General features: G+C 40.3%; 15 protein-coding genes. All 15 read left to right on the forward strand.

Annotated elements, in window-relative coordinates:
* The first annotated feature begins 2 nt into the window (after positions 1-2).
* On the forward strand, positions 3-542 hold the full coding sequence (gene lptE, locus QZ367_RS00765) for an LPS assembly lipoprotein LptE (protein WP_291935980.1): 540 nt from the start codon (positions 3-5) through the stop codon (positions 540-542).
* Entirely contained in the window at positions 523-2,124 is a 1,602-nt protein-coding gene (locus tag QZ367_RS00770; RefSeq protein ID WP_291935983.1) for a bifunctional folylpolyglutamate synthase/dihydrofolate synthase, read from the forward strand. The genes lptE and QZ367_RS00770 overlap by 20 nt, the downstream gene beginning before the upstream one ends.
* On the forward strand, positions 2,117-3,010 hold the full coding sequence (locus QZ367_RS00775; protein WP_291935989.1) for a M23 family metallopeptidase: 894 nt from the start codon (positions 2,117-2,119) through the stop codon (positions 3,008-3,010). Before QZ367_RS00770 ends, QZ367_RS00775 begins: the two co-directional genes overlap by 8 nt.
* Positions 3,010-5,970 (forward strand): DEAD/DEAH box helicase, encoded by a 2,961-nt coding sequence (locus tag QZ367_RS00780; RefSeq protein ID WP_291935991.1) that lies wholly within the window; start codon positions 3,010-3,012, stop codon positions 5,968-5,970. Before QZ367_RS00775 ends, QZ367_RS00780 begins: the two co-directional genes overlap by 1 nt.
* Positions 5,954-6,934, forward strand: coding sequence for an ATP-binding protein (locus QZ367_RS00785; RefSeq protein ID WP_291935993.1), 981 nt, complete (start codon positions 5,954-5,956; stop codon positions 6,932-6,934). The genes QZ367_RS00780 and QZ367_RS00785 overlap by 17 nt, the downstream gene beginning before the upstream one ends.
* Positions 6,931-7,056, forward strand: a complete 126-nt coding sequence (locus tag QZ367_RS00790; RefSeq protein WP_291936005.1) for a hypothetical protein — start codon at positions 6,931-6,933, stop codon at positions 7,054-7,056. Before QZ367_RS00785 ends, QZ367_RS00790 begins: the two co-directional genes overlap by 4 nt.
* Positions 7,053-7,751: a 3-methyladenine DNA glycosylase gene (locus tag QZ367_RS00795; RefSeq protein WP_291936008.1), complete on the forward strand. Its 699-nt coding sequence runs from the start codon at positions 7,053-7,055 to the stop codon at positions 7,749-7,751. Before QZ367_RS00790 ends, QZ367_RS00795 begins: the two co-directional genes overlap by 4 nt.
* A 2-nt stretch (positions 7,752-7,753) precedes the next feature.
* The gene (locus QZ367_RS00800; RefSeq protein ID WP_291936011.1) at positions 7,754-9,811 is read left to right on the forward strand and encodes a glycosyltransferase family 39 protein; all 2,058 of its coding nucleotides are present in this window, start codon (positions 7,754-7,756) and stop codon (positions 9,809-9,811) included.
* A 2-nt stretch (positions 9,812-9,813) separates the two neighbouring features.
* Entirely contained in the window at positions 9,814-11,847 is a 2,034-nt protein-coding gene (locus QZ367_RS00805) for a glycosyltransferase family 39 protein (protein ID WP_291936014.1), read from the forward strand.
* Between the two features lie 240 nt (positions 11,848-12,087).
* Positions 12,088-14,064 carry a hypothetical protein gene (locus QZ367_RS00810; protein ID WP_291936017.1) on the forward strand — a complete coding sequence of 659 codons (1,977 nt, stop codon included), beginning with the start codon at positions 12,088-12,090 and terminating at the stop codon, positions 14,062-14,064.
* Between the two features lie 52 nt (positions 14,065-14,116).
* A complete protein-coding gene (wecB, locus tag QZ367_RS00815) occupies positions 14,117-15,253 on the forward strand; it encodes a non-hydrolyzing UDP-N-acetylglucosamine 2-epimerase (protein ID WP_291936020.1) in 1,137 nt (378 codons plus the stop codon).
* Entirely contained in the window at positions 15,247-16,440 is a 1,194-nt protein-coding gene (wecC, locus tag QZ367_RS00820; RefSeq protein ID WP_291938108.1) for a UDP-N-acetyl-D-mannosamine dehydrogenase, read from the forward strand. The genes wecB and wecC overlap by 7 nt, the downstream gene beginning before the upstream one ends.
* On the forward strand, positions 16,437-17,534 hold the full coding sequence (locus QZ367_RS00825; RefSeq protein ID WP_291936023.1) for an acyltransferase: 1,098 nt from the start codon (positions 16,437-16,439) through the stop codon (positions 17,532-17,534). The genes wecC and QZ367_RS00825 overlap by 4 nt, the downstream gene beginning before the upstream one ends.
* Positions 17,531-19,657, forward strand: a complete 2,127-nt coding sequence (locus tag QZ367_RS00830; protein ID WP_291936026.1) for a bi-domain-containing oxidoreductase — start codon at positions 17,531-17,533, stop codon at positions 19,655-19,657. The genes QZ367_RS00825 and QZ367_RS00830 overlap by 4 nt, the downstream gene beginning before the upstream one ends.
* The gene (locus QZ367_RS00835) at positions 19,654-20,634 is read left to right on the forward strand and encodes a glycosyltransferase (protein WP_291936029.1); all 981 of its coding nucleotides are present in this window, start codon (positions 19,654-19,656) and stop codon (positions 20,632-20,634) included. The genes QZ367_RS00830 and QZ367_RS00835 overlap by 4 nt, the downstream gene beginning before the upstream one ends.
* The last annotated feature ends 93 nt before the right edge of the window (positions 20,635-20,727 follow it).

Consider the following 20,727-nt stretch of genomic DNA (forward strand, 5'->3'; position numbering starts at 1 on the left):
AGATGAGAAAAGCTTTAACCGTTTTTTGTTTGATTTTTTTAATCGGCTGCGGCTACAAGCCCGTTTCAAGGATTGCAAAAGAGACGATGAGCGGAAGCGTATTTGTGGATGTGATGATGAGCAAGACCGATCCGCAAAACACCGTCGCGATCAAAGATGCGATCAGACAGGGTATAGTCCAGCGCCTAGGGATGAGCCTTGCGGATAAAAACTCGGCGCAGACGATCGTAGTAGCGAGTATAAAAAGCCTAAGCTTTAGCGAGCTTTCATACGATCAGTTCGGCTACGTCACTAGCTACCGCGCAAATCTCATCGTAAATTTTAGCACTAAGCTTAAAAACGGCGAGGTTTTCAGCAAGGATTGCGTGGGCGATTACGATTTTAAAGTTAGCCGCCTAGTCAAAAATAGCTACGATACGAGCTCTATCATTAGCGATAAGGACCGCTACAAGGCGATCGAAAATGCCTCTGCGCAGGCGTTTGACGAGTTTATTTCGGCGCTTGCGATTAGGGGATTCAGACTTGAGCGGGCGCAGCATTAAAGAATTTTTGCAAAATCGCCCGATTTATTACAAAAAAATCGACTACGAGCGCTTCCCGCGGGCGTATGCCGCCATTAAAGATAAAATTCCGCTCAGAAATGTCATTCAGATCATCGGCACCAACGGCAAGGGCAGCACTGGGCGGTTTTTGGCTAACGCGATCGCCGCAGCGGGCTTTAACGTCGGGCACTACACCAGTCCGCACGTTTTTAAGCTCAACGAGCGCATCTATCTAGGCGGACGGATCGCGCAAAACCCAGTTTTTGCGTTAAATTCAGGCGCTTCAAATTTTAAAAACGAGCAAAATTCCGCTTCGGCGTCAAATTTTACAGAAAAACAAAATTCCATAAAGATGCAAAATTTTGCGAACAGAGAAAATTCCGCCTCTCAAATTTCTATTTCTAATTTGCAAAATTCCTCCACGCAGAATTTGCATAGCGAGCAGAATTCCACCCTGCAAAACCCCGTTTGCACCACGCAAAATTTTTATAGTGAGCTGAATTTTATCTCGCGAAATTCGATCGATACGCAAAATTCTGCTTCTACACAAAATTTATGGAATTCGCAAGATCTCAAATTCTCATCTGAGCAAAATTTTAAATTCCCATTAGGATCAAATTTTAAATCCGCTCAAAGCTCGCCTCCCATTTCGCTAGGGCGCGATGCTACGGATGAGGAGCTTGATTTCGCGCATGAGTTTTTGCAAGAGAGCTTGCCCGCGGAGTTTAAAGATAGCCTGTCGTATTTCGAGTATCTCACGCTTGCGGCGGCAGTGCTTTTTAGGGATTGCGATTACTGCGTGATCGAGGCGGGGATGGGCGGCGAGTTTGACGCTACGTCGAGCTTTGGACGCACGCTGTCGCTTTTTACACCGATCGGCACCGATCATTTGGGTATGCTAGGACAAAATCTAGAGCAGATCGCCCACACCAAGCTCATTACGATGCAGCAAGCGGCGATTTTAAGCGATGAGATGAGCGAGGTTCCGCTTCGTATCGCAAGGCAGATCGCAGAGCAAAAAGGAACTCATTTGAGGTTTGCAACAGAGCTTTTAAGCAAGAGCGAGCAAGCGCAGATCGCGGAGTTTTGCGCGCACAATAATCTACCTAAATTTCAAATTTCAAATTTAGCTCTAGCGATTGCCGCGATGAAATTTTTAAATTTGAAATTTGAAATTTCGCAGCTACCGCCTCTAAATTTACGCGGCAGGATGGAAGTTTTGGCACCGAATTTACGCGTGGACGTCGGACACAACGAGCTTGCGGCACAGCAAGTAGCCCGCGAAATTACCGAAATCTATGGGGGCAGAAAGATCGTGCTGATTTACAATGCTTTTGCCGATAAGGACGTGGCTGCGGTGCTGCGGACTTTAGCGCCTGTGGTAGAGCACGTGGAGATTTTTAATTACGAGGTTGCGGATCGCGAAATGGCGGCAGAGGCGATAACCCGTGCGCTTGACGCGCTTAAAATTCCGCATTCACCGTTTCGCGGCGAGCTTAGAGCGGACGAGGAGTATTTGGTTTTCGGCTCGTTTCATTTGGTAGAAAATTTCATTTTATGGCTTGAGGCGCGCCGTGGCTAAAACTAAACTTACCCTAAGCGATCACTTTGGCACCAAGACGCTGTATTTTGGCGAAAATTTTAGATTTCAACTTAAAATTTTATCTGCGTTTTTCGTAATTTTTCTGCTAGTTTTGTTTTTTGCGATATTTAAACTCGCTAGCGACCGCTCAAATTTAAAGGAGCTAAACAAAACCCTCTACGCTGAAAATCTCGCGCTAAAAGAGCAAAATATCGCGCTTGAGGGCAAAAATGAGGAGGTGCTTGCCAAGCTGGACGGACGCGAAGACGATGGAGGCGGGCTGGATAGTGATATCCAGGTAATGCTCGCGATGAACGAGATGAAAAAGGAGCGCAAAAAGGGCTCCGGCGCGCATATCGCAGCTAGCGAAAAAACGGCGAGCGCGATTCTTAGCGCTGTACCTAACGGACTTCCGATGCAGTATCGTGGCGTCACTAGCCCTTTTGGGATGCGCACTCATCCAATCAGCGGCGTTATGAGGATGCACCACGGCATCGACTTGCGAGCAAGCGAGGGCACTCCGGTGTTTGCGACAGCAGAGGGCTTTGTGCAGTTTGCAGGCGGCAGTGGTAGCGGATATGGAATTTTAGTGATTCTATCGCACAATTACGGTTTTGAGACCCGCTACGGCCACCTTAGCTCAGTCGTCGTAACGCCCGGTTCTTGGGTTAAAAAGGGCGATCTTATCGGCTATAGCGGCAACACCGGCTACAGCACCGGCCCACACCTGCATTACGAAGTTAGGTTTTTGGCTCAAAGCGTCGATCCTGCAAATTTTATGAGCTGGAACGCGCAAAATTTCAAAAATATCTCGACCTTAGAGCCTAACGTATCGTGGCAGGAGATCGCAAACGTCGTGCAGCACCAGATCGAAAGGTTTAAATAATGCAAGCCGAGGTTTACGAATACTTTTTGCAAAACCAAAAAGAGCTTTTGATCTGCGAGGACGAAAAAGAAGCCGCCGCGTGCGAACAGGTGCTTAAATTTATGGGCTACGCGACCTTTTGCCTGCCAGATTTTAGAGCGAGCTTCGGCGAGGATCTGCGTAGCTACATGGGCGAGTTAGCGGGCATCAGCACCGCTCTTAGCGCGTTTTACAAAGCAAGCGGCAAAAAAATTTTAATCTCGCCCGTCCGCACGATCCTAAATAAGCTCCCCGCCGCAAGCCATCTGCGCCCGTTAAATATAAAATTTGGGGGTGAATTAAACTTAAGTGAGCTGAAAGAGGAAATTTTACGCCTTGGATACGATGTGCGCGACATCGTCGAAAGCATGGGCGAGGTAAGCTTCCGTGGCGAGATCATCGATGTTTTTTCGGTAGGGAGCGAAAGTGCGGTTAGAATTCTGCTCGACGGCGAGAGGGTTGAGAGTATCAGGCGCTTTGACGTCGCGACGCAAAAAAGCGAAAAAGATGAACTTGCGCAGACCGAGATAGCGCCGTTTTTGGCAAATTTAAGCGAGGATGAGTTTGAGAGCGTGAGCGAAAAGATATCGCGCGCGGATAGCGACGCGCTAGCGCGCGATCTGGGCTCGCTCGGGTTTTGGTTTATCGATGGCTTCGTCGATTACACGGAGGCGTTTGATTGCGTCTTGCTGCACGAGATCAAAAAGGATGAAATTTTTTCCGAGCGCAATTTGGATTTTTTAGACGCGATCGAGGTACTGCCCGCGGCGCGTAAATTTAAAGACCTCGCCGTGACGCCGTCGCAGGAATTTTTTGAATTTCACCGCAGCGAGGCTATCACGCTGATCGCGCGAAACGACGCCCTGCTTGCGCCGTTTGATCTTAGCGGATTTAGCAATATCGAAATTTTACGCGAGGATTTCGTCGTAAATTTAATAAGCGCCGAGCGGATCATCCTTTCGCTAAACAAAGCGGCGCCTAAAAAGCGCGTGCGAAGATCGAGCCTAGCTCTGGATGAGCTAAACGTGGGCGATTTTGTCGTTCACGAAGATCACGGTATCGCTAAATTTAACGGGCTTGAGCTCATCGAGGTGATGGGGCGCAGTAAGGAGTTCGTATCCCTGCTCTACGAGGGCGGCGACAAACTGCTGCTGCCGGTCGAGTATCTAAATAAAATCGATCGCTACGTAGCAAGCGGCGGTGCGGTGAGCTTGGATCATCTGGGCAGGGCGAGCTTTTCAAAAATCAAGGAGCGAGTGCGCGAAAAGCTCTTTGCGATCGCTTCAAAGATCATCGCGCTGGCTGCCAAGCGCGAGCTGGTGCGAGGGCTCGTCATCAAAAACGAAAGTGCGGACTATGCGAAATTTTTAAGCGCAAGCGGTTTTAGCTACACGAGCGATCAGCAAAAGGCGGTAAGCGCGATTTTGGCGGATCTGCAAAGCGGCAAGGTAATGGACCGCCTACTTAGCGGCGATGTGGGCTTTGGAAAGACCGAGGTTGCGATGAATGCGATCTTTGCCTGCATCCGAAGTGGGCATTCGGTGCTGTTTTTCGTGCCTACGACGCTGCTTAGCTCGCAGCATTACGCCACGCTTAGCGAGCGCTTTAGGGAGTTTGAAATCCCCGTTTTCAAGCTCGATCGCTTCAGTAGCGCGAGGCAAAAAAGTGAGATTACAAAGCGCTTGCAAAACGGCGAGGCGATCGTCGTGGTCGGTACGCACTCGCTTTTAAATTTAAACCCCGCAAATTTAGGGCTCATAATCATCGATGAGGAGCATAAATTCGGCGTTAAGCAAAAGGAGCGGCTCAAAGAGAAAAGCGCCGCCTCGCACCTGCTTAGTATGTCCGCGACGCCGATACCGCGCAGTCTGAATATGGCGCTAAGCTCGATCAAAAGCTACTCCACGCTGCTTAGCCCGCCGCAGGACCGCCTGGACGTGCGCACCTTCGTCAAGCAGTGGGACGAAAAGATCATAAAAGAGGCGATCTCGCGCGAGCTGCGACGCGGCGGGCAGATTTTTTACGTCCATAACCACATCGCGACGATGCAAAGCGCCAAAAAGAAACTACTTGAAATTTTGCCGAGCCTTAAAATTCTAATTTTGCACTCAAAGATCGACGCCAAAACGACAGAGGATGAAATTTTAAAATTTGTAGCGGGCGGATACGATCTGCTACTTTGCACCAGCATCGTAGAAAGCGGCATCCATATGCCGCGCGTAAATACGATCATCGTCGAAAACGCCGATAAATTCGGTATCGCCGATCTGCACCAGCTGCGCGGTCGCGTCGGGCGCAGCAACAAACAGGGCTTTTGCTATTTTTTGATCGAGGATAAAACCGCTCTTACGCAGGACGCGCTAAAGAGGCTCGTAGCGCTTGAGAGCAACTCGTTTTTGGGCAGCGGCTCGGTGCTAGCGTATCACGATCTTGAAATTCGCGGCGGCGGAAACCTACTCGGAGAGGCGCAGAGCGGGCATATCGAAGCGATCGGCTACTCGCTTTATCTAAAGATGCTCGAAGAGGAGATCGGCAAGCTGCTAAGCAGAAAAAGCGCCGCTGCGAGCGTGGAGCTTAAAATTTCGGTAAACGCCTTTTTAAACTCGGAATTTATCAGAGAGGATCGCCTGCGCTTGGATCTTTACAGGCGGCTTAGCAAGTGCGCAGAGGCGAGCGAAGTGCTTGAAATTTTCGGCGAGATCGAGGATCGCTTCGGGCGCGCGGATGTCTACACCAAGCAATTCATCGACGTGATGATGATCAAGGTTTTGGCCACGAAGCTTGGCTTGCGCGTGATTTCGAGCATGGATGAAAATATCTTGATCACCCTTGCAAACGGCGATAAGGTGCGATTAAAGGCGCAGACGCGCGATGATGACGACGTGATAAGCGAAATTTTAATCTATCTGCGAAGGGAGCTAAAAAATGCGAACTTGCGATGAGAATATCAAAAAAAGCGCGAGCAAAAGCAGAAGCGAAGAGTTAAATTTAGATGCGGCGAGCGGTTTAAATTTAGCGCCGCAAGCCGTCCTAAAAAGCGCCCAGAGCAGCGCCAGCGAGCAAATTTACTTTAGCGATTTTAGCGCGATTGATTGGCGTGCGGTGCAGGTCGCCGCTTTTCGCGCAAATAAAAAGGCGCTAAAGATCGTCCGTGATATCGATTTCACGGGTATTGACGCGCTTGTGGGGCTAGAGAGCCAAAAATCGGCTCTTATAAAAAATACGGACGCCTTCCTGCGCGGCTGCAGCGCCAACCACGCGCTGTTGTGGGGCGAGAGCGGCTGCGGCAAATCAAGCCTTGCGAAGGCGGTTTTTTCCAAATTTATCCCGCAAGGCCTTAAGATCATCGATATCGGCAGGGACGACCTGGGCTATCTGGTGGATATAATCGACGCGATCCGCGAAACGAACTTTAAATTTATCATCTTTTGCGACGATTTGAGCTTCGAACTCGGCGAGAGCGGCTACAAGCACCTAAAGCCTCTGCTAGAGGGCTCGCTGGAGCGCGCGCCGCGCAATGTGCTGATGTATGCGACGTCCAATCGCCGCCACATCGTAGGCGAATGCGCAAGCGATAGCGACGCCGCGCAGATAAGCCGCGGCGAGCTGCACCTAAGCGACGCGGCGAACGAGCGAATCAGCCTGAGCGAGCGCTTCGGGCTGCAGCTAAGCTTTTACGGTGGGAGCATGCGGGAGTATTTAGGGATCGTAGATGCCTATTTTGCGGCTGCGCAAGGCATGAGTGCGGCGGAATTTCGCTTGAGCTTTGTTGCAAATTTAGATGCGCTGCACGCAAAGGCGAGGGAGTTTGCGATGCTTCGCGCAAGCCGCAGCGGCCGCGCGGCAAAGCAGTTTTTCTTGAACTTTAGTGAGGAATTTTTTGCAAATTTAAAAGGCGGCAGATGAATACGGCGCGCGGATTTAAATTTGGCGTAAATTTTATCACCGTGCTAGAGCGTACACGAAAAATCGCCGCTACTGCGCAAAATTTTATAAAAGGCGCCAGAAATTTCGGAGGCGCGAAATGAGCGCGACCGAGCTTTTTATCGCGCTTTTTCGCGCCGTGAAAATTAAGGATTTTCGCTGGTGGCCAGGGTTTGGAAGCTTTGAGGTGGTCGTGGGGGCGATTTTGATCCAAAATACGGCGTGGCACAATGCTGACGCGGCGTTGCAAAACCTGCGTAGCAAGGGGCTTTTGGGCTTAGATGGGATCGCCGGGCTAGATGAAGCGGAGCTTGCGAAGATCATTAAAGTGAGCGGATTTTATAACCAAAAAGCGAGACGCCTAAACTCGCTTTGCAAAGCGATAATCACGGATTTTGGGGATTTTGAGAGCTTCAAAGCGAGCGTTAGCCGCGAGTGGCTGTTAGCGCGCAAGGGGATCGGCGCGGAGAGCTGCGATGCGATCTTGTGCTATGCGTGCGAGCGCGCGGTGATGGTCGCAGACAGCTATTCGGCGCGGCTGCTCGGGGCTTTGGGCTATGAGTTTGAAAGTTACGACGAGCTTAGCGCGTGGCTAGGCGAACTGGAATTTGAGCGGATCTATGAGTTTGTAAATTCCGCTAACTCTCCCTGCGATGCGGTGGCAAAAACAGAGAAGCTGGAGAACGAAAACGACGCGTATGCGTTATTTCATGGGCTTATAGTGGAATTTTGCAAAGCGCATTTGAAAGGTAAAATTTTCGACGAGAGCGCGAAAATAATTTTAAATGATTTGAGGTAGATATGTTTAACACTAAAATTTTAGAAAATTTAATGGTTGCTTTTTGCTTTTGTATAACGCTTGCATTACATTTACTGATATTTAACCATTATTTCTCACTCCAAGAAGGCTGGTGGGAAACCTATGCTTATTTAGTAAATAAAGGAGAAGTGATCAATAAAGATTTTTATCTAGCATGGACTCCGTTATTTGTTTATATAAATGCCTTTTATCAAAAAATATTCGGGATAAATTTCTTTGCTTTTGCCTGCATCGGTGTAGTGGCCGCAATGATACAGGTGATCTTGCTTTATGCTGTTTTGAGGGAGTTTTTTTCTAGGGTAAGCAGCGCTGTAGCAGCAATTTTTGCGAGCTTACTATGGATCGTTGGCGGGTCGTATATTGCCAAAGACTATCATACCTACGTCTTCATCATAGAATTTTCTACTCTATTATTTCTAGTAAGATCCATAAAGAACGAGAATTCTAAAAAAGGCATCATATATCAAATACTTGGAATCTTATTTCTAGTCCTACTTTTTTTCATAAAGCAAAATGTGGGATTGGTTCTTTTTGCAAGTCTTTTTGTATCTTATGCTTTTATATCTAGTAGCGTAAAAGATTATTTTAAAAGAATAGGATTTTTACTACTCTTTACTATTATATTCTTTGCATCCATAAATTTCATCATGCCTTTTGATCCTTCATCAATAACAGATAATGATTCAAAAGGAAGTCTATGGACGATAGCGACGAGGTTTTGGACAAATAATGTAAATTTTGAGACTTTATTAAATGGATTTTATATCTTTTGTATCATTCTAATCCTTTTTTACCTTAGAAACTATATAAAGGATTTTTATACAAAAATTTTATTAAAAATTATATCTGTTACTACCAAAGAATTTCGCATATTTATTCTTATTTTAATTTATATATTTCTAATTTATGGCTTTATTTATATTATGAATAACTTTGGAATTTCAATGTATCGTTTTATATCAGCCGCAATAGGTCTAATTCTCTTTCTTATGTATGCTTTTTTTATAAAAAATAATCGATTCTACAATTCACAAAAATATGTATTTATAACTTTATCGATGACGGCTATTTCGTACGCAGGGACCTTTGCAGATTTATTTACGGCTAATTCAAATATGATTTGCATAGCTTTTTTATGTGCTTTTATAATAAATTATACAAGAATTAAACATATCAAAAATATATTAGTGTGTATTTTATTGATTTCTATATATTTTAATATCGAATCTGTTTTATATACACCATATCAATGGAATTACAATTATCAAACTAATGTATTTAATGCTAGAACTCAAAGTACTTATCCGCAACTTAAAGGCATCTATATGGATGAAAGGACTGCAAATATTTATAATTATTTTATGATTTATGTTAATGAAAAATCAAAATCCAAAGATGATTTCTACTTTTTTAATTTGCCTATAATGTATTTATTAAATAATAAAATTCCACCATATAAGCTAGTAACACATTGGTTTGATGTATCATCATCTAAAGCCATAGAAGAGGAGTATAATGAATTTATAAAATCACCTACGCGAAACATTGTAATGTATCAATACCAAACTTACTTTTCTTTGACACACAAACGTTTTCAAGGTAAAAGTTCTTTTAAACAGGCTGATTTTTATGAAATAATGAACAAATGGGTAAAAGAAGGAAAGTATAAATTTATAGGATCTATTATAGTACCGTATGACGACGCCTCTTTGGAAGAAGAGAAAAATCATATACTTAAGAATTTATTAATTATACTTCAGAATGATAAATTTTTTGGTATGAGTCGCGATGAGTTTACGAGCTGGCTTAAAGACAACGGTATAACACTTACATATGTTAAGCATGAAGAAGTAAAAACTGATGATCAAAATTCTAAACAGCTAGATGAGAATAAGCAAGATTTGATGCAAAATGGTGATATATTGCAAATGGACGGAAGTGTAGCTGATTTAAGTAGGATATTTCCGCAATTAGGAGTGGCACCCATTGAATCTACTTTTTTTAATACGATAAATATTTATGAAAGACAAGAAGATTAACTATGAATGATATACGTTTAGAAAAATTTATAACAGCTTTATCTCTTATAGCAGTTTTAATCCTACATATCCTCATCTTTAACCATTACTTCTCACTCCAAGAAGGCTGGTGGGAAACCTATGCTTATTTAGTAAATAAAGGAGAAGTGATCAATAAAGATTTTTATCTAGCATGGACTCCGTTATTTGTTTATATAAATGCCTTTTATCAAAAAATATTCGGGATAAATTTCTTTGCTTTTGCCTGCATCGGTGTAGTGGCCGCAATGATACAGGTGATCTTGCTTTATGCTGTTTTGAGGGAGTTTTTTTCTAGGGTAAGCAGCGCTGTAGCAGCAATTTTTGCGAGCTTACTATGGATCGTTGGCGGGTCGTATATTGCCAAAGACTATCATACCTACGTCTTCATCATAGAATTTTCTACTCTATTATTTCTAGTAAGATCCATAAAGAACGAGAATTCTAAAAAAGGCATCATATATCAAATACTTGGAATCTTATTTCTAGTCCTACTTTTTTTCATAAAGCAAAATGTGGGATTGGTTCTTTTTGCAAGTCTTTTTGTATCTTATGCTTTTATATCTAGTAGCGTAAAAGATTATTTTAAAAGAATAGGATTTTTACTACTCTTTACTATTATATTCTTTGCATCCATAAATTTCATCATGCCTTTTGATCCTTCATCAATAACAGATAATGATTCAAAAGGAAGTCTATGGACGATAGCGACGAGGTTTATTTTTGAGCCATTATTATTTAAGAATTTAATTGTGGCATTTACTATATTTATTTTTATACTAGTATTAAAAAGATACTTTGATTGTATTTGTTGTATATATGATAAAACTATGATGAAAATAATGCATGATGTTGCTAGTCCTATAAGATTCGCAATGGTAGGTGCAATTTTTATAGTGCTTGGATATTTTATAATTCATTTTACTAGCAAGCATATCTATATTGGCTTTTCTATATCTATAATACTATTTATAATTACCATGGTATTTATTATTAAAAATGCTAAAATTTATAAATCTAAAGAATATAAATTTATGACGCTAGCCATTACGGCCATAGTATATAGTGGTACCTTAACTTCGTATGCGCTAGACATGAATACTATATTGCTTTGCCTGAGCTTTGCCTTTGCATATATATTAAATCAAAATTTAAGAAATTTTGTAAGGGCGATATTTTTATTCTGGATGCTTTTTATAATGGCTTTAATATTTTATAGTAAGCTATTAAATCCATATAATTGGTTAGAGAATTATCAACCAAGTATATTTCGGGCAGATAGTGAGGCTTCTTATCCACAATTAAAGGGTATAAAAATGGATAAGAAAATTTCTGAAATTTTAGATTTTTTTCATGAATATGTTGGTAAAAAATCCAACTCTGATAAAGATTTTTACTTTTTTAACTTTCCTATAATGTATCTATTAAACAATAAAATTCCACCATATAAATTGATGACGCAGTGGTTTGATGTAGTGCCTACAAAGCTGGCAAATAAAGAATACGAAGATTTTATAAATAATCCGAGCGATAACGTGGTATTGTATCAATATTCTGCTTTGGCATTTGAGGTTCACAAGAGATTTTTACAAAAAGATCATTTTATGCAAGAAGAATTTCATAAAACTATGAATGAGTGGGTTAAAGAGGGTAAATATAAATTTATTAGATCTTTTGTAGTGCCCAGTTATTTAGAATATGCTCCAAAGTATAAAAATGGAGCTATCAAAATGGAAGTAATAATACAAAATAGTGCTTTGATCGGTGAAAATTATAAAAAATTAAAAACTTGGCTTGATGCGAATGGAATAATTTTAGAGAATGTAAAACGAGATGGTGCAAATATATATAGCAGCGATGATTTGGATGATGTATCGCAAAGTATAAGTATGGGTGATGTTGTTGTTATTGAGGGGCCGATAAAGTATGTTTTTGCCATCTTTCCTCAGATAGGAGTTATGCCGATCGATAGATCAGGGAGTCTAAATTCGATAAATATATATGAAAGGGTCAAATAGTGAAGAGAATTACTTTAATAAAAATATTCGTCTATTATATTTTAATAAATGCTCTAATTTATTTATTTCTCTTTCCGGCAGAGAAATTTAGTAGCCACAAGTATGCTTATAATGACTATGGTTTATCGTTTTTAGCAAAAAGCAATAATGTTTTATTTTTTTATATATTTTATATATTTATTACATCGATAGTATTTACTATTCTGCTTTGGTTCATAAGATATAAATCTGGAGGAAGTGATGAATAATGTTATAAAATATTTAATCAATTCATTTGTTATATTATTAGTTTTAGTGCAAGTCATATTTTTTATATACGGAATTTTTACAGATTTTAAATTAATTAATGAATTTAAAAATATAGACGAAGAAACACTAATAGGTAATAAATTTGTTAAAAATAGCGAATATATAAAGCAGAATTTAATCTTTGAGCCCCTAAAATCATCTATGTATAAATACAATTCTTATAACGATATAGTTTCAAAATGTAAATCTATATCTAGCGGTTGTAAATATAGTGTAATTCATGGCGATGCTCATAATTTGCAATTTTCTACTTTATATAATAAAGACATGAATATGACTATGTTTGATACTTTAATTAAAGGTCAAGATATAGATGCTTGGGATGCGTATCCTTTATTTTGGGCAGACTCTCTGGACAAACTGCAGGAAAAAGTTAATTTTATCGCAGATAATCTTTATGAACAGCAGACACAACTTATAAATCGTTATTTTTGGCATGAAGCCCCCTTTATGTTGAATGCCGTAAATGAGCTGGACCTGGGCCGAAATAAATCTGAGATTTTTTCTCAGTATGGATTTTTGAGTGCTTACACGGTAAAATTTATTATGCAGAGCTTGGGAGGTATAAACGTAGAGAATTTTGACAAGGCAAAGAATATAATTAATTTAACATATTATATTATTTCTATAGCATTTATAATTTTATTTACTAAAAATTATTTTATTAGATTTATTTTTACAATTCTCTTTAGCATATATTTTTTTAGCATAGGGTTTCATTCTTATCATTTTGCTCCAACACATGTCTATATTAGGCATTTCTTTGATCTTTTAATAGCATTAATGCTTTTTTGGTCTATGAAATTTAAAGAATCAAGAACGTGTTACATAGCTATAGTTTTTACATTGGGGATTTTATCTATACTTTTAGTAAAGGATTTTGGACTATTCCTATTTTTATCTATAGTTGGTACTTTTATAATAAAATATGTATTAGAATTTATCGAGCGCAGAAGGGTTGATCTAAAAGAACTTTGGATCTTTATAATTTTTATATTATTTAGCATAATTGCTTGTATAAAATATCCACTCATGGATAATCCATCTACGAAATACTTTTTAGATGGCTTTTATTCTCTCCCTATCAGTATGTCAATTTACATGCTATTATTATTTGCTATATCTCTGCTTTGGCTCGGGCTTATATGGTTTTATGTGGAGCTAAAAAGATCGAATTATCTTTTAAGTTATATATTTTTACTTTTCTATACTGAATTTTTATGTGTTCTTTTTGTATGGAAGGGAAATTTTGATAATATAAATTTTGCTATTATTGCACTACCCATGCTGATATTGTTTCATTTCATAGTTAAAAGAATTAGAAATATTTTATATATCATAATAGCGCCTATACTTATATTTGCTTATGCCAAATACTGCTATGAATATATATCCCAAATGGCACTATATGAAAATACTTTTGCTACACACAGAAATTATAAATGGGATCATGAAAGAGCAGGTGGTATTATTACTACCTATTCATTTGAGCGCTTTGACGATGCTTTAAGACTTATAAATAAGTACTCTAAAAATTCAAATGAGTTATATATGATATCCAAATATGACAATATGTTACAATTCTTTAGTAAAAAATATAGTGGGTTAAAGTATTTTGAACTAAAATCCTTTATAATAACTGATGATGAATACAATGAAGTTTTAGATCTCATAAATTCCAAAGCCGATATCTTATATGTTGATACTGACATTTTTAATGTATATTATAAAGAGCTAAAAGAGAGACGTTTTTTCGATGTTTATAATAATCAATGGCTACCAAACGATGTTATGCGGCGGATTATACAATTAAAAATATTACTAAATCTTTTTGATGATGTTCGCGATAAATATGAGCTGGTAGAGCACGGTAAACTAATAGATGTGTATAAAAGGAAAAAAGAATAATTTTAATATTACTATATAGACTTTGGGCAAAAACTAATATTTAGGGGAGTTTATGACGAAAAGAAAAATTTTAATAGTATTTGGAACGCGCCCAGAGGCCATTAAGATGGCTCTGTTGATAAAGGAATTTCAAAAGCACTCGGAATTTGAGGTAAAGGTTTGCGTCACGGCCCAGCACAGACAGATGCTTGATCAGGTGCTTGAATTTTTTGAGATAAAGCCTGATTTCGATCTAAATTTAATGAAGCAAGGGCAGGATTTATATGATATTACGTCGGGTGTTTTACTTGGTATGCGCGATGTATTTAGCGAATATACCCCAGACATCGTGTTTGTGCATGGAGATACGACTACTACTTATGCCGTTTCTTTGGCGGCGTATTATCAAAAAATAGATGTTGCTCACGTAGAAGCTGGACTTAGGACGCATGATATCTATTCGCCGTTTCCTGAAGAGATAAATAGGCAGATGACGGGGCTCATAGTCAAATATCACTTCGCGCCGACTGTCGATGCGAGAGACAATCTCTTAAAAGAAGGCAAAGATTCAAAAAATATAATCGTTAGCGGCAACACCGTTATAGACGCACTTTTGTGGACGATAGATAAAATTGAAAACAACGAGCTGCTAAAAAATAAAATTTTATCCTTTATAAATTACAAATATAAGCTTAGCAATAGAAAATTTATTCTCGTTACAGGACACAGACGAGAAAATTTCGGAGAAGGCTTTGTTAATATTTGTGAGGCTTTACGTGAAATAGCGCTAAAAAATGAAAATATTGACATCGTTTACCCCGTGCATCTAAATCCAAATGTAAGAAAGCCTGTGGGAGAAATTTTATCGGGCATTTCGAATATATTTTTAATTGATCCGCTAGAGTATGATAGTTTCGTCTATCTCATGAGCAAGTCATATATGATAGTAACAGATAGTGGCGGCATCCAGGAAGAGGCACCGAGCCTTTGCAAGCCCGTTTTAGTTATCAGAGAAACTACCGAAAGACCTGAAGGGATAAGAGCAGGATGTGTGAAGCTTATCGGCACCAAGCGCGAAAATATAATAAAAGAGGTGCAAAAATTATTAAATTTAAAAGATGAATATGATAAAATGAGTAAAAGTGTAAGCCCATATGGTGACGGTAAAGCTTGTAAAAAAATACTGGAATTTTTAAAAGGAATATTGTGAAAAAAGTTTGCATCTTAGGTCTTGGATATATAGGGCTGCCGACAGCAGCACTTTTGGCAAATAGGGGCTATAAAATCCATGGCGTTGATGTAGTGCAGAGCGTCGTAGATACGATCAATCAGGGTAAAATTCATATCGTCGAGCCGGAACTTGACGTATTTGTTAAAAAAGCAGTGCAGAGCGGAAATTTAAAAGCAGACGTTAAGCCTGATTTCGCAGACATTTTTATCATAGCCGTTCCGACGCCGTTTCGAGACGGATACGTGCCAAATATCGACTACGTCATAAGTGCGGCAAAATCTATAATACCATACGTAAAAGACGATAATATGGTAGTTTTAGAATCCACTTCGCCGATAGGTACTACCGAAAAGATAGGCGAAATTTTAAAAAATGGCGGTGTTGATATTTCTAAAATTTATATCGCTCATTGCCCGGAGAGAGTTTTGCCAGGTAAAATTTTAAAAGAGCTTACGCAAAACGATAGAATCGTGGGTGGAACTACAAAAATTGCTACTAAAAAGATAGCGGAATTTTATAAAGAATTCGTTAGTGGTAGCGTTTTGCAGACGGATTCTAAGACTGCAGAGATGTCAAAGCTTACAGAGAATTCTTTCCGCGACGTAAACATAGCCTTTGCAAACGAACTTAGCATTTTGTGCGATAAATTCGGCATCAATGTTTGGGAGCTTATCTCGCTAGCAAATCGCCATCCGCGAGTTAATATTTTAAACCCGGGCTGCGGCGTAGGCGGGCACTGCATAGCGGTCGATCCGTGGTTTATCGTCCATGCGGGCGGCTACGAAGCGAGGTTGATCAAATCCGCAAGAGAGGTCAATGATCACAAAGCCGAGTGGAGCATAGAAAAGATCAAAAACGCCGCTTTGAAATTTGAGCTGCAAAACGGCAGAAAGCCTAAAGTCGCGTGCATGGGGCTTGCTTTTAAGCCCGATATCGACGATTTGCGAGAGTCGCCTGCGCTAAATATAACTAGACGTCTGATCGCAGACGGCGTCGATGTAGTCGCTGTGGAGCCCAATATCAAGGCTCATAAAGATTTTGAGATAGTGGATTATAAAAAGGCTATTGAAATTTCGGATATTATCGTATTTTTGGTCGGACATAAGGAATTTAAAGGGCTAAAAATAGAAAAAGAAGTTTTGGATTTTTGCGGAATTTGTAAATGAGCTTTCAAAAAGTAATAGATAGAAATAACCATCTGAATTTTTTTAGATTACTTTTTGCTTTACAAGTGGTATATATGCACTCGACAGAATGGCTAAAAATACCGCTCTTGTGGGGGGGGCACGTGGATAAATTTCTTAGGCTATTTCCCGGCGTCCCATTGTTTTTTTTGGTTTCAGGATTTTTAATTACCGATAGTTATTTAAATAGCGGAAATTTAAAAGAGTATTTTATAAAAAGAGCGCTTAGAATATATCCGGCTCTATTCGTAAATATTTTAGTACTTGAGCTAGCTATGTACGTGGGCAAAAATTTTAATTATATCTCGATATTAAAATACGTAGAATACTTCGTGCTGTATGTCATTACCGCCGCTTCAGGTATAGCGGGCTTTATAATCGGTATAAAAAACGACGCTTTATATAATTACGACGGCTTTTTTAGCTCCTATCCGAGCGGCGTTTTATGGACGCTTAGCGTCGAGCTATCGTTTTATATCCTCCTTCCGTTTATTTTGTGTATTAGAAAAGTAATCATAAGAAATTTATTGTTAGTTTTTCTATTTTTTACATCAATGATAATTCCTGCAATCGCCGATGAAAATTTTTACTCTGCTTCAAATTTAAATAAGCTTCTCGAGCTCATATGCTTGCCGTTTTTGTGGATATTTATCATCGGCATGGTTATGAGACTTTATTGGTTGGATATAAAAAAATATCTCGTAGGCTACGGCTTATTTTATATTGCGTTCTATTTGATATTTTGTTTTGTGGCTATAGAGTTTGGAATCGGGCTTGGAGATTATAAAAGGGGCCTAGAAATTTCTACCGTATTTCAAATTGTATTTTTAGCGTTAGCCATGTTTAGCATGGCTTTTTCTTATACAAATTTAAAGATGGCCAGAAGCACCGATCTCTCTTATAGTACATATCTTTATCATATGCTAATAGTTCAAATTTTAATTAGTCTGGGCTTTGGCGGCTCTTTATGGCTATATCTCATAGTGGTAGCCGCGACGCTCGCGGTGGCTTGCGTTTCTTGGCATTTTATAGAAAAGCCGGCACTAAAATTAAAACAAATAAAGGTTGTAAAATGATACAAGCAATAGTTAAAAAAGGTAAGGTTTTAGCAGAGCAGATCCCCGCTCCAAGCGTTTCAAAGGGATGTGTTCTTATTAAGGTGGTAAATAGCTGCATATCGGCGGGCACCGAGATAAGCGGCGTATCAAATAGCGGTAAAAGCCTAATCAGAAGGGCTTTGGAGCAGCCGGAGAACGTAAAAAAAGTCATCAATATGGTGAAATCAGACGGCATAGCCAGCGTCTATGCGAAGGTAAAGGGCAAGCTTGATAGCGGAAATCCGACCGGCTATTCGCTTAGCGGCGTCGTCATAGCAGTCGGGGAGGGCGTTTCAAATTTTGAGATCGGTGAGCGCGTCGCCGCAGCCGGTGCAGGGCTTGCAAACCACGCAGAATACGTAGACGTGCCTAAAAATTTAGTTATGAAAATGCCGCAGGATATGGACTTTGAGCGAGCTTGCACCGTGACGCTCGGCGGCATAGCGATGCAGGGCGTTAGGCGGATCGATCTAAGGCTGGGCGAGACCTGCGTAGTCGTGGGAGCTGGGATTTTGGGGCTTCTTGCGGTACAGATGCTTAAAATTTCAGGCGTGAGAGTTGCGGTCAGCGATTTTGACGATAGGCGCTTGCAGATAGCAAAGGAATATGGCGCCGAGCTCGTCATAAACCCGTCAAAAGACGATTTACTGGATGTCGTTTCATCTTGGAGCGGCGGATACGGCGCCGACGGCGTGCTATTTACCGCCGCCACGAGCAGCAGCGAGCCGTTATCGCAAAGTTTTCAGATGTGCAAGAAAAAGGGCAGAGTGGTGCTCGTAGGCGTTGCCGGCATGCAGATCAATAGAGAGGATATGTATAAAAAGGAGCTCGATTTTCTCATCTCCACCTCTTATGGTCCCGGTCGCTACGATAAGAGCTACGAAGAGGGGGGGCTTGATTATCCGTTTAGCTACGTCAGATGGACTGAAAATCGAAATATGAGCGAGTATCTAAGGTTGGTAAATGAAAATTTGATAAAGCTGGATAAGCTCATAGACGCAAAATACCCTATCGAGCAGGTAACGGAGGCGTTTGAGTCGCTGCAAACATCGCAGAATAAGCCGCTTATGGTTTTGCTTGACTACGGCGAGGCAAATTTAGCCGAGCTTGATAGCTATCTAAATCACGATAAAAAAATCATCATAAGCTCCGCGCCAGTAAACAGGGATGTGATAAACGTCGCATTCGTCGGAGTCGGCGGATTTGCCACCGGTATGCACCTGCCTAATATCTCAAAGCTTACGGGTAAATATAAAATTTACGCGATCATGAACCGAAGCGGACATAAGGCAAAGGCGGTGGCGCAGCAATACGGAGCGAACTACGCTACTTCAAATTTAGACGATATTTTAAATGACAAAAACGTTGATCTGGTGATCATCTCCACAAGGCACGATAGCCACGCAGAGCTTACTTTAAAGGCGCTTGAGGCAGGCAAAAACGTATTTGTAGAAAAGCCGCTTGCGACAAACAAAGATGAGCTGGAAAAGATAAAGAAATTTTACGAAGGGGGAGACGACAAGCCCCTTTTATTCGTGGGATTTAACAGACGATTTAGCGCTTACGCGCAGGAGATAAAAAAGCACACGAGCGCTAGAATAAATCCGATGATAATCAGATATAGGATGAACGCGGGTTACATACCGATGGATCACTGGGTGCACGAAAACGGCGGTAGAATGGTGGGCGAAGCGTGCCACATAATAGATCTGATGACGGCGCTAACGGGCAGCGAGATACAGAGCGTATTTTCGCAGCCCATCACGCCGAGCAATGAAAAATATAGCGCCGAGGATAACAAATCCATCGTCTTAAAATACAAAGATGGTTCGGTGGCAAACATCGAGTATTTTGCAAACGGCAGTAAGGAGCTAAGTAAGGAATTTATGGAGATCCACTTCGACGGCAAGAGCATCATTTTAGATGATTATAAAAGCCTTAAAGGATACGGAGTGGGGGTAAAAGAAATTTCAACAAACGTAAGTCAAAAGGGACAGCTCGAAGAGCTTGAGGCGCTATTTGGGGCTCTAAAAAAAGGCAAAAGCTGGCCGATAGAGCTTTGGGATATGGTGCAGACGACGGAGATTTCGTTTTTGATATGAGTTCGTTAGTGCAAGATAGGCTTAAAAAATACGATAAAATTTTAATAATCGGACCATATCCGCCTCCTCTTGGCGGAGTGTCGGTTTATATTTATAGACTGAGTAGGTCGCTAGATAATTCGCAAGTATTTGATGTATCCAAGAAAGGTTTTAAGAAATATATCGATTTGTTTGCGGTATTGTGCAAAACAAAATTTCGAGCTGTAAATATTCACTCGTTTAGTATGACGATAGTTTTTGTGCTTATGATTACTAGACTTTTTAAAAATTTTGATTTAATTGCTACTAGCCATAATCCAAGGTTGTTTGAGGAGAGCTCTAAATTTAAGGCGTTGATTTATAGAGTCTTTTTTCATTGCATAGATGTTTTGGTGGTGGTTAATAAGCATATTTTAGACGATTACAAAAGTAGAGATTTGCATATTCCAAAAAGCATTATAATCGAGCATGCTTTCTTGCCACCGCCGTTAGAGGAGGAAGATAAAATTTTAGCTACCTATCCCGATTCTTTTTACAATTTTATAAGAAGTAAGACGCAGATAATAACGGCAAACGCATTTCAAATATCTTTTTATAAAAATACCGACCTATACGGACTTGATATATGTATAGAACTCACGGCTAAGCTAAAAAATATCTATCCAAATTTGGGATTTATTTTTGCGCTAGCAAACGAAAAGGTCAATACGGAGTATATAGATAAAATGCGCCTGCGAATAAAAGAGTTAAATTTAGAGGAAAGTTTTTATTTTCTGACTGGGCAAAAAGAGCTTTGGCCTATATTTAAAAAGGTTAGTCTAATGATAAGACCTACTAATACCGATGGTGACGCCCTTAGCATTAGAGAGGCTTTATATTTTAAATGTCCTGCGATAGCAAGCGATGTATGCGATAGACCAACAGGAACGATTTTATTTAAGAATAGAAATTTGGATGATTTATATGATAAAACAAAAAGGGTTTTAGATGCAATGTAAATTTTGCAAAGCAAACGATGTCGCTTCGCTAAAAAAAATGCGAAGTATATACAACAGTTTGGACTATACGTTGTATTTTTGCAATAGTTGTAA

This window comes from Campylobacter sp., from assembly GCF_019423325.1.
In the GTDB taxonomy this organism is placed as follows: Bacteria; Campylobacterota; Campylobacteria; order Campylobacterales; family Campylobacteraceae; genus Campylobacter_B.

Coding starts and splice junctions, on each gene's coding strand:
- QZ367_RS00835 (WP_291936029.1), top strand. CDS start 19,654: ATGAGTTCGTTAGTGCAAGATAGGCTTAAAAAATACGATAAAATTTTA.
- QZ367_RS00810 (WP_291936017.1), top strand. CDS start 12,088: ATGAATAATGTTATAAAATATTTAATCAATTCATTTGTTATATTATTA.
- QZ367_RS00805 (WP_291936014.1), top strand. CDS start 9,814: ATGAATGATATACGTTTAGAAAAATTTATAACAGCTTTATCTCTTATA.
- QZ367_RS00800 (WP_291936011.1), top strand. CDS start 7,754: ATGTTTAACACTAAAATTTTAGAAAATTTAATGGTTGCTTTTTGCTTT.
- QZ367_RS00790 (WP_291936005.1), top strand. CDS start 6,931: ATGAATACGGCGCGCGGATTTAAATTTGGCGTAAATTTTATCACCGTG.
- QZ367_RS00825 (WP_291936023.1), top strand. CDS start 16,437: ATGAGCTTTCAAAAAGTAATAGATAGAAATAACCATCTGAATTTTTTT.
- lptE (WP_291935980.1), top strand. CDS start 3: ATGAGAAAAGCTTTAACCGTTTTTTGTTTGATTTTTTTAATCGGCTGC.
- QZ367_RS00780 (WP_291935991.1), top strand. CDS start 3,010: ATGCAAGCCGAGGTTTACGAATACTTTTTGCAAAACCAAAAAGAGCTT.
- QZ367_RS00830 (WP_291936026.1), top strand. CDS start 17,531: ATGATACAAGCAATAGTTAAAAAAGGTAAGGTTTTAGCAGAGCAGATC.
- QZ367_RS00795 (WP_291936008.1), top strand. CDS start 7,053: ATGAGCGCGACCGAGCTTTTTATCGCGCTTTTTCGCGCCGTGAAAATT.
- wecB (WP_291936020.1), top strand. CDS start 14,117: ATGACGAAAAGAAAAATTTTAATAGTATTTGGAACGCGCCCAGAGGCC.
- QZ367_RS00785 (WP_291935993.1), top strand. CDS start 5,954: ATGCGAACTTGCGATGAGAATATCAAAAAAAGCGCGAGCAAAAGCAGA.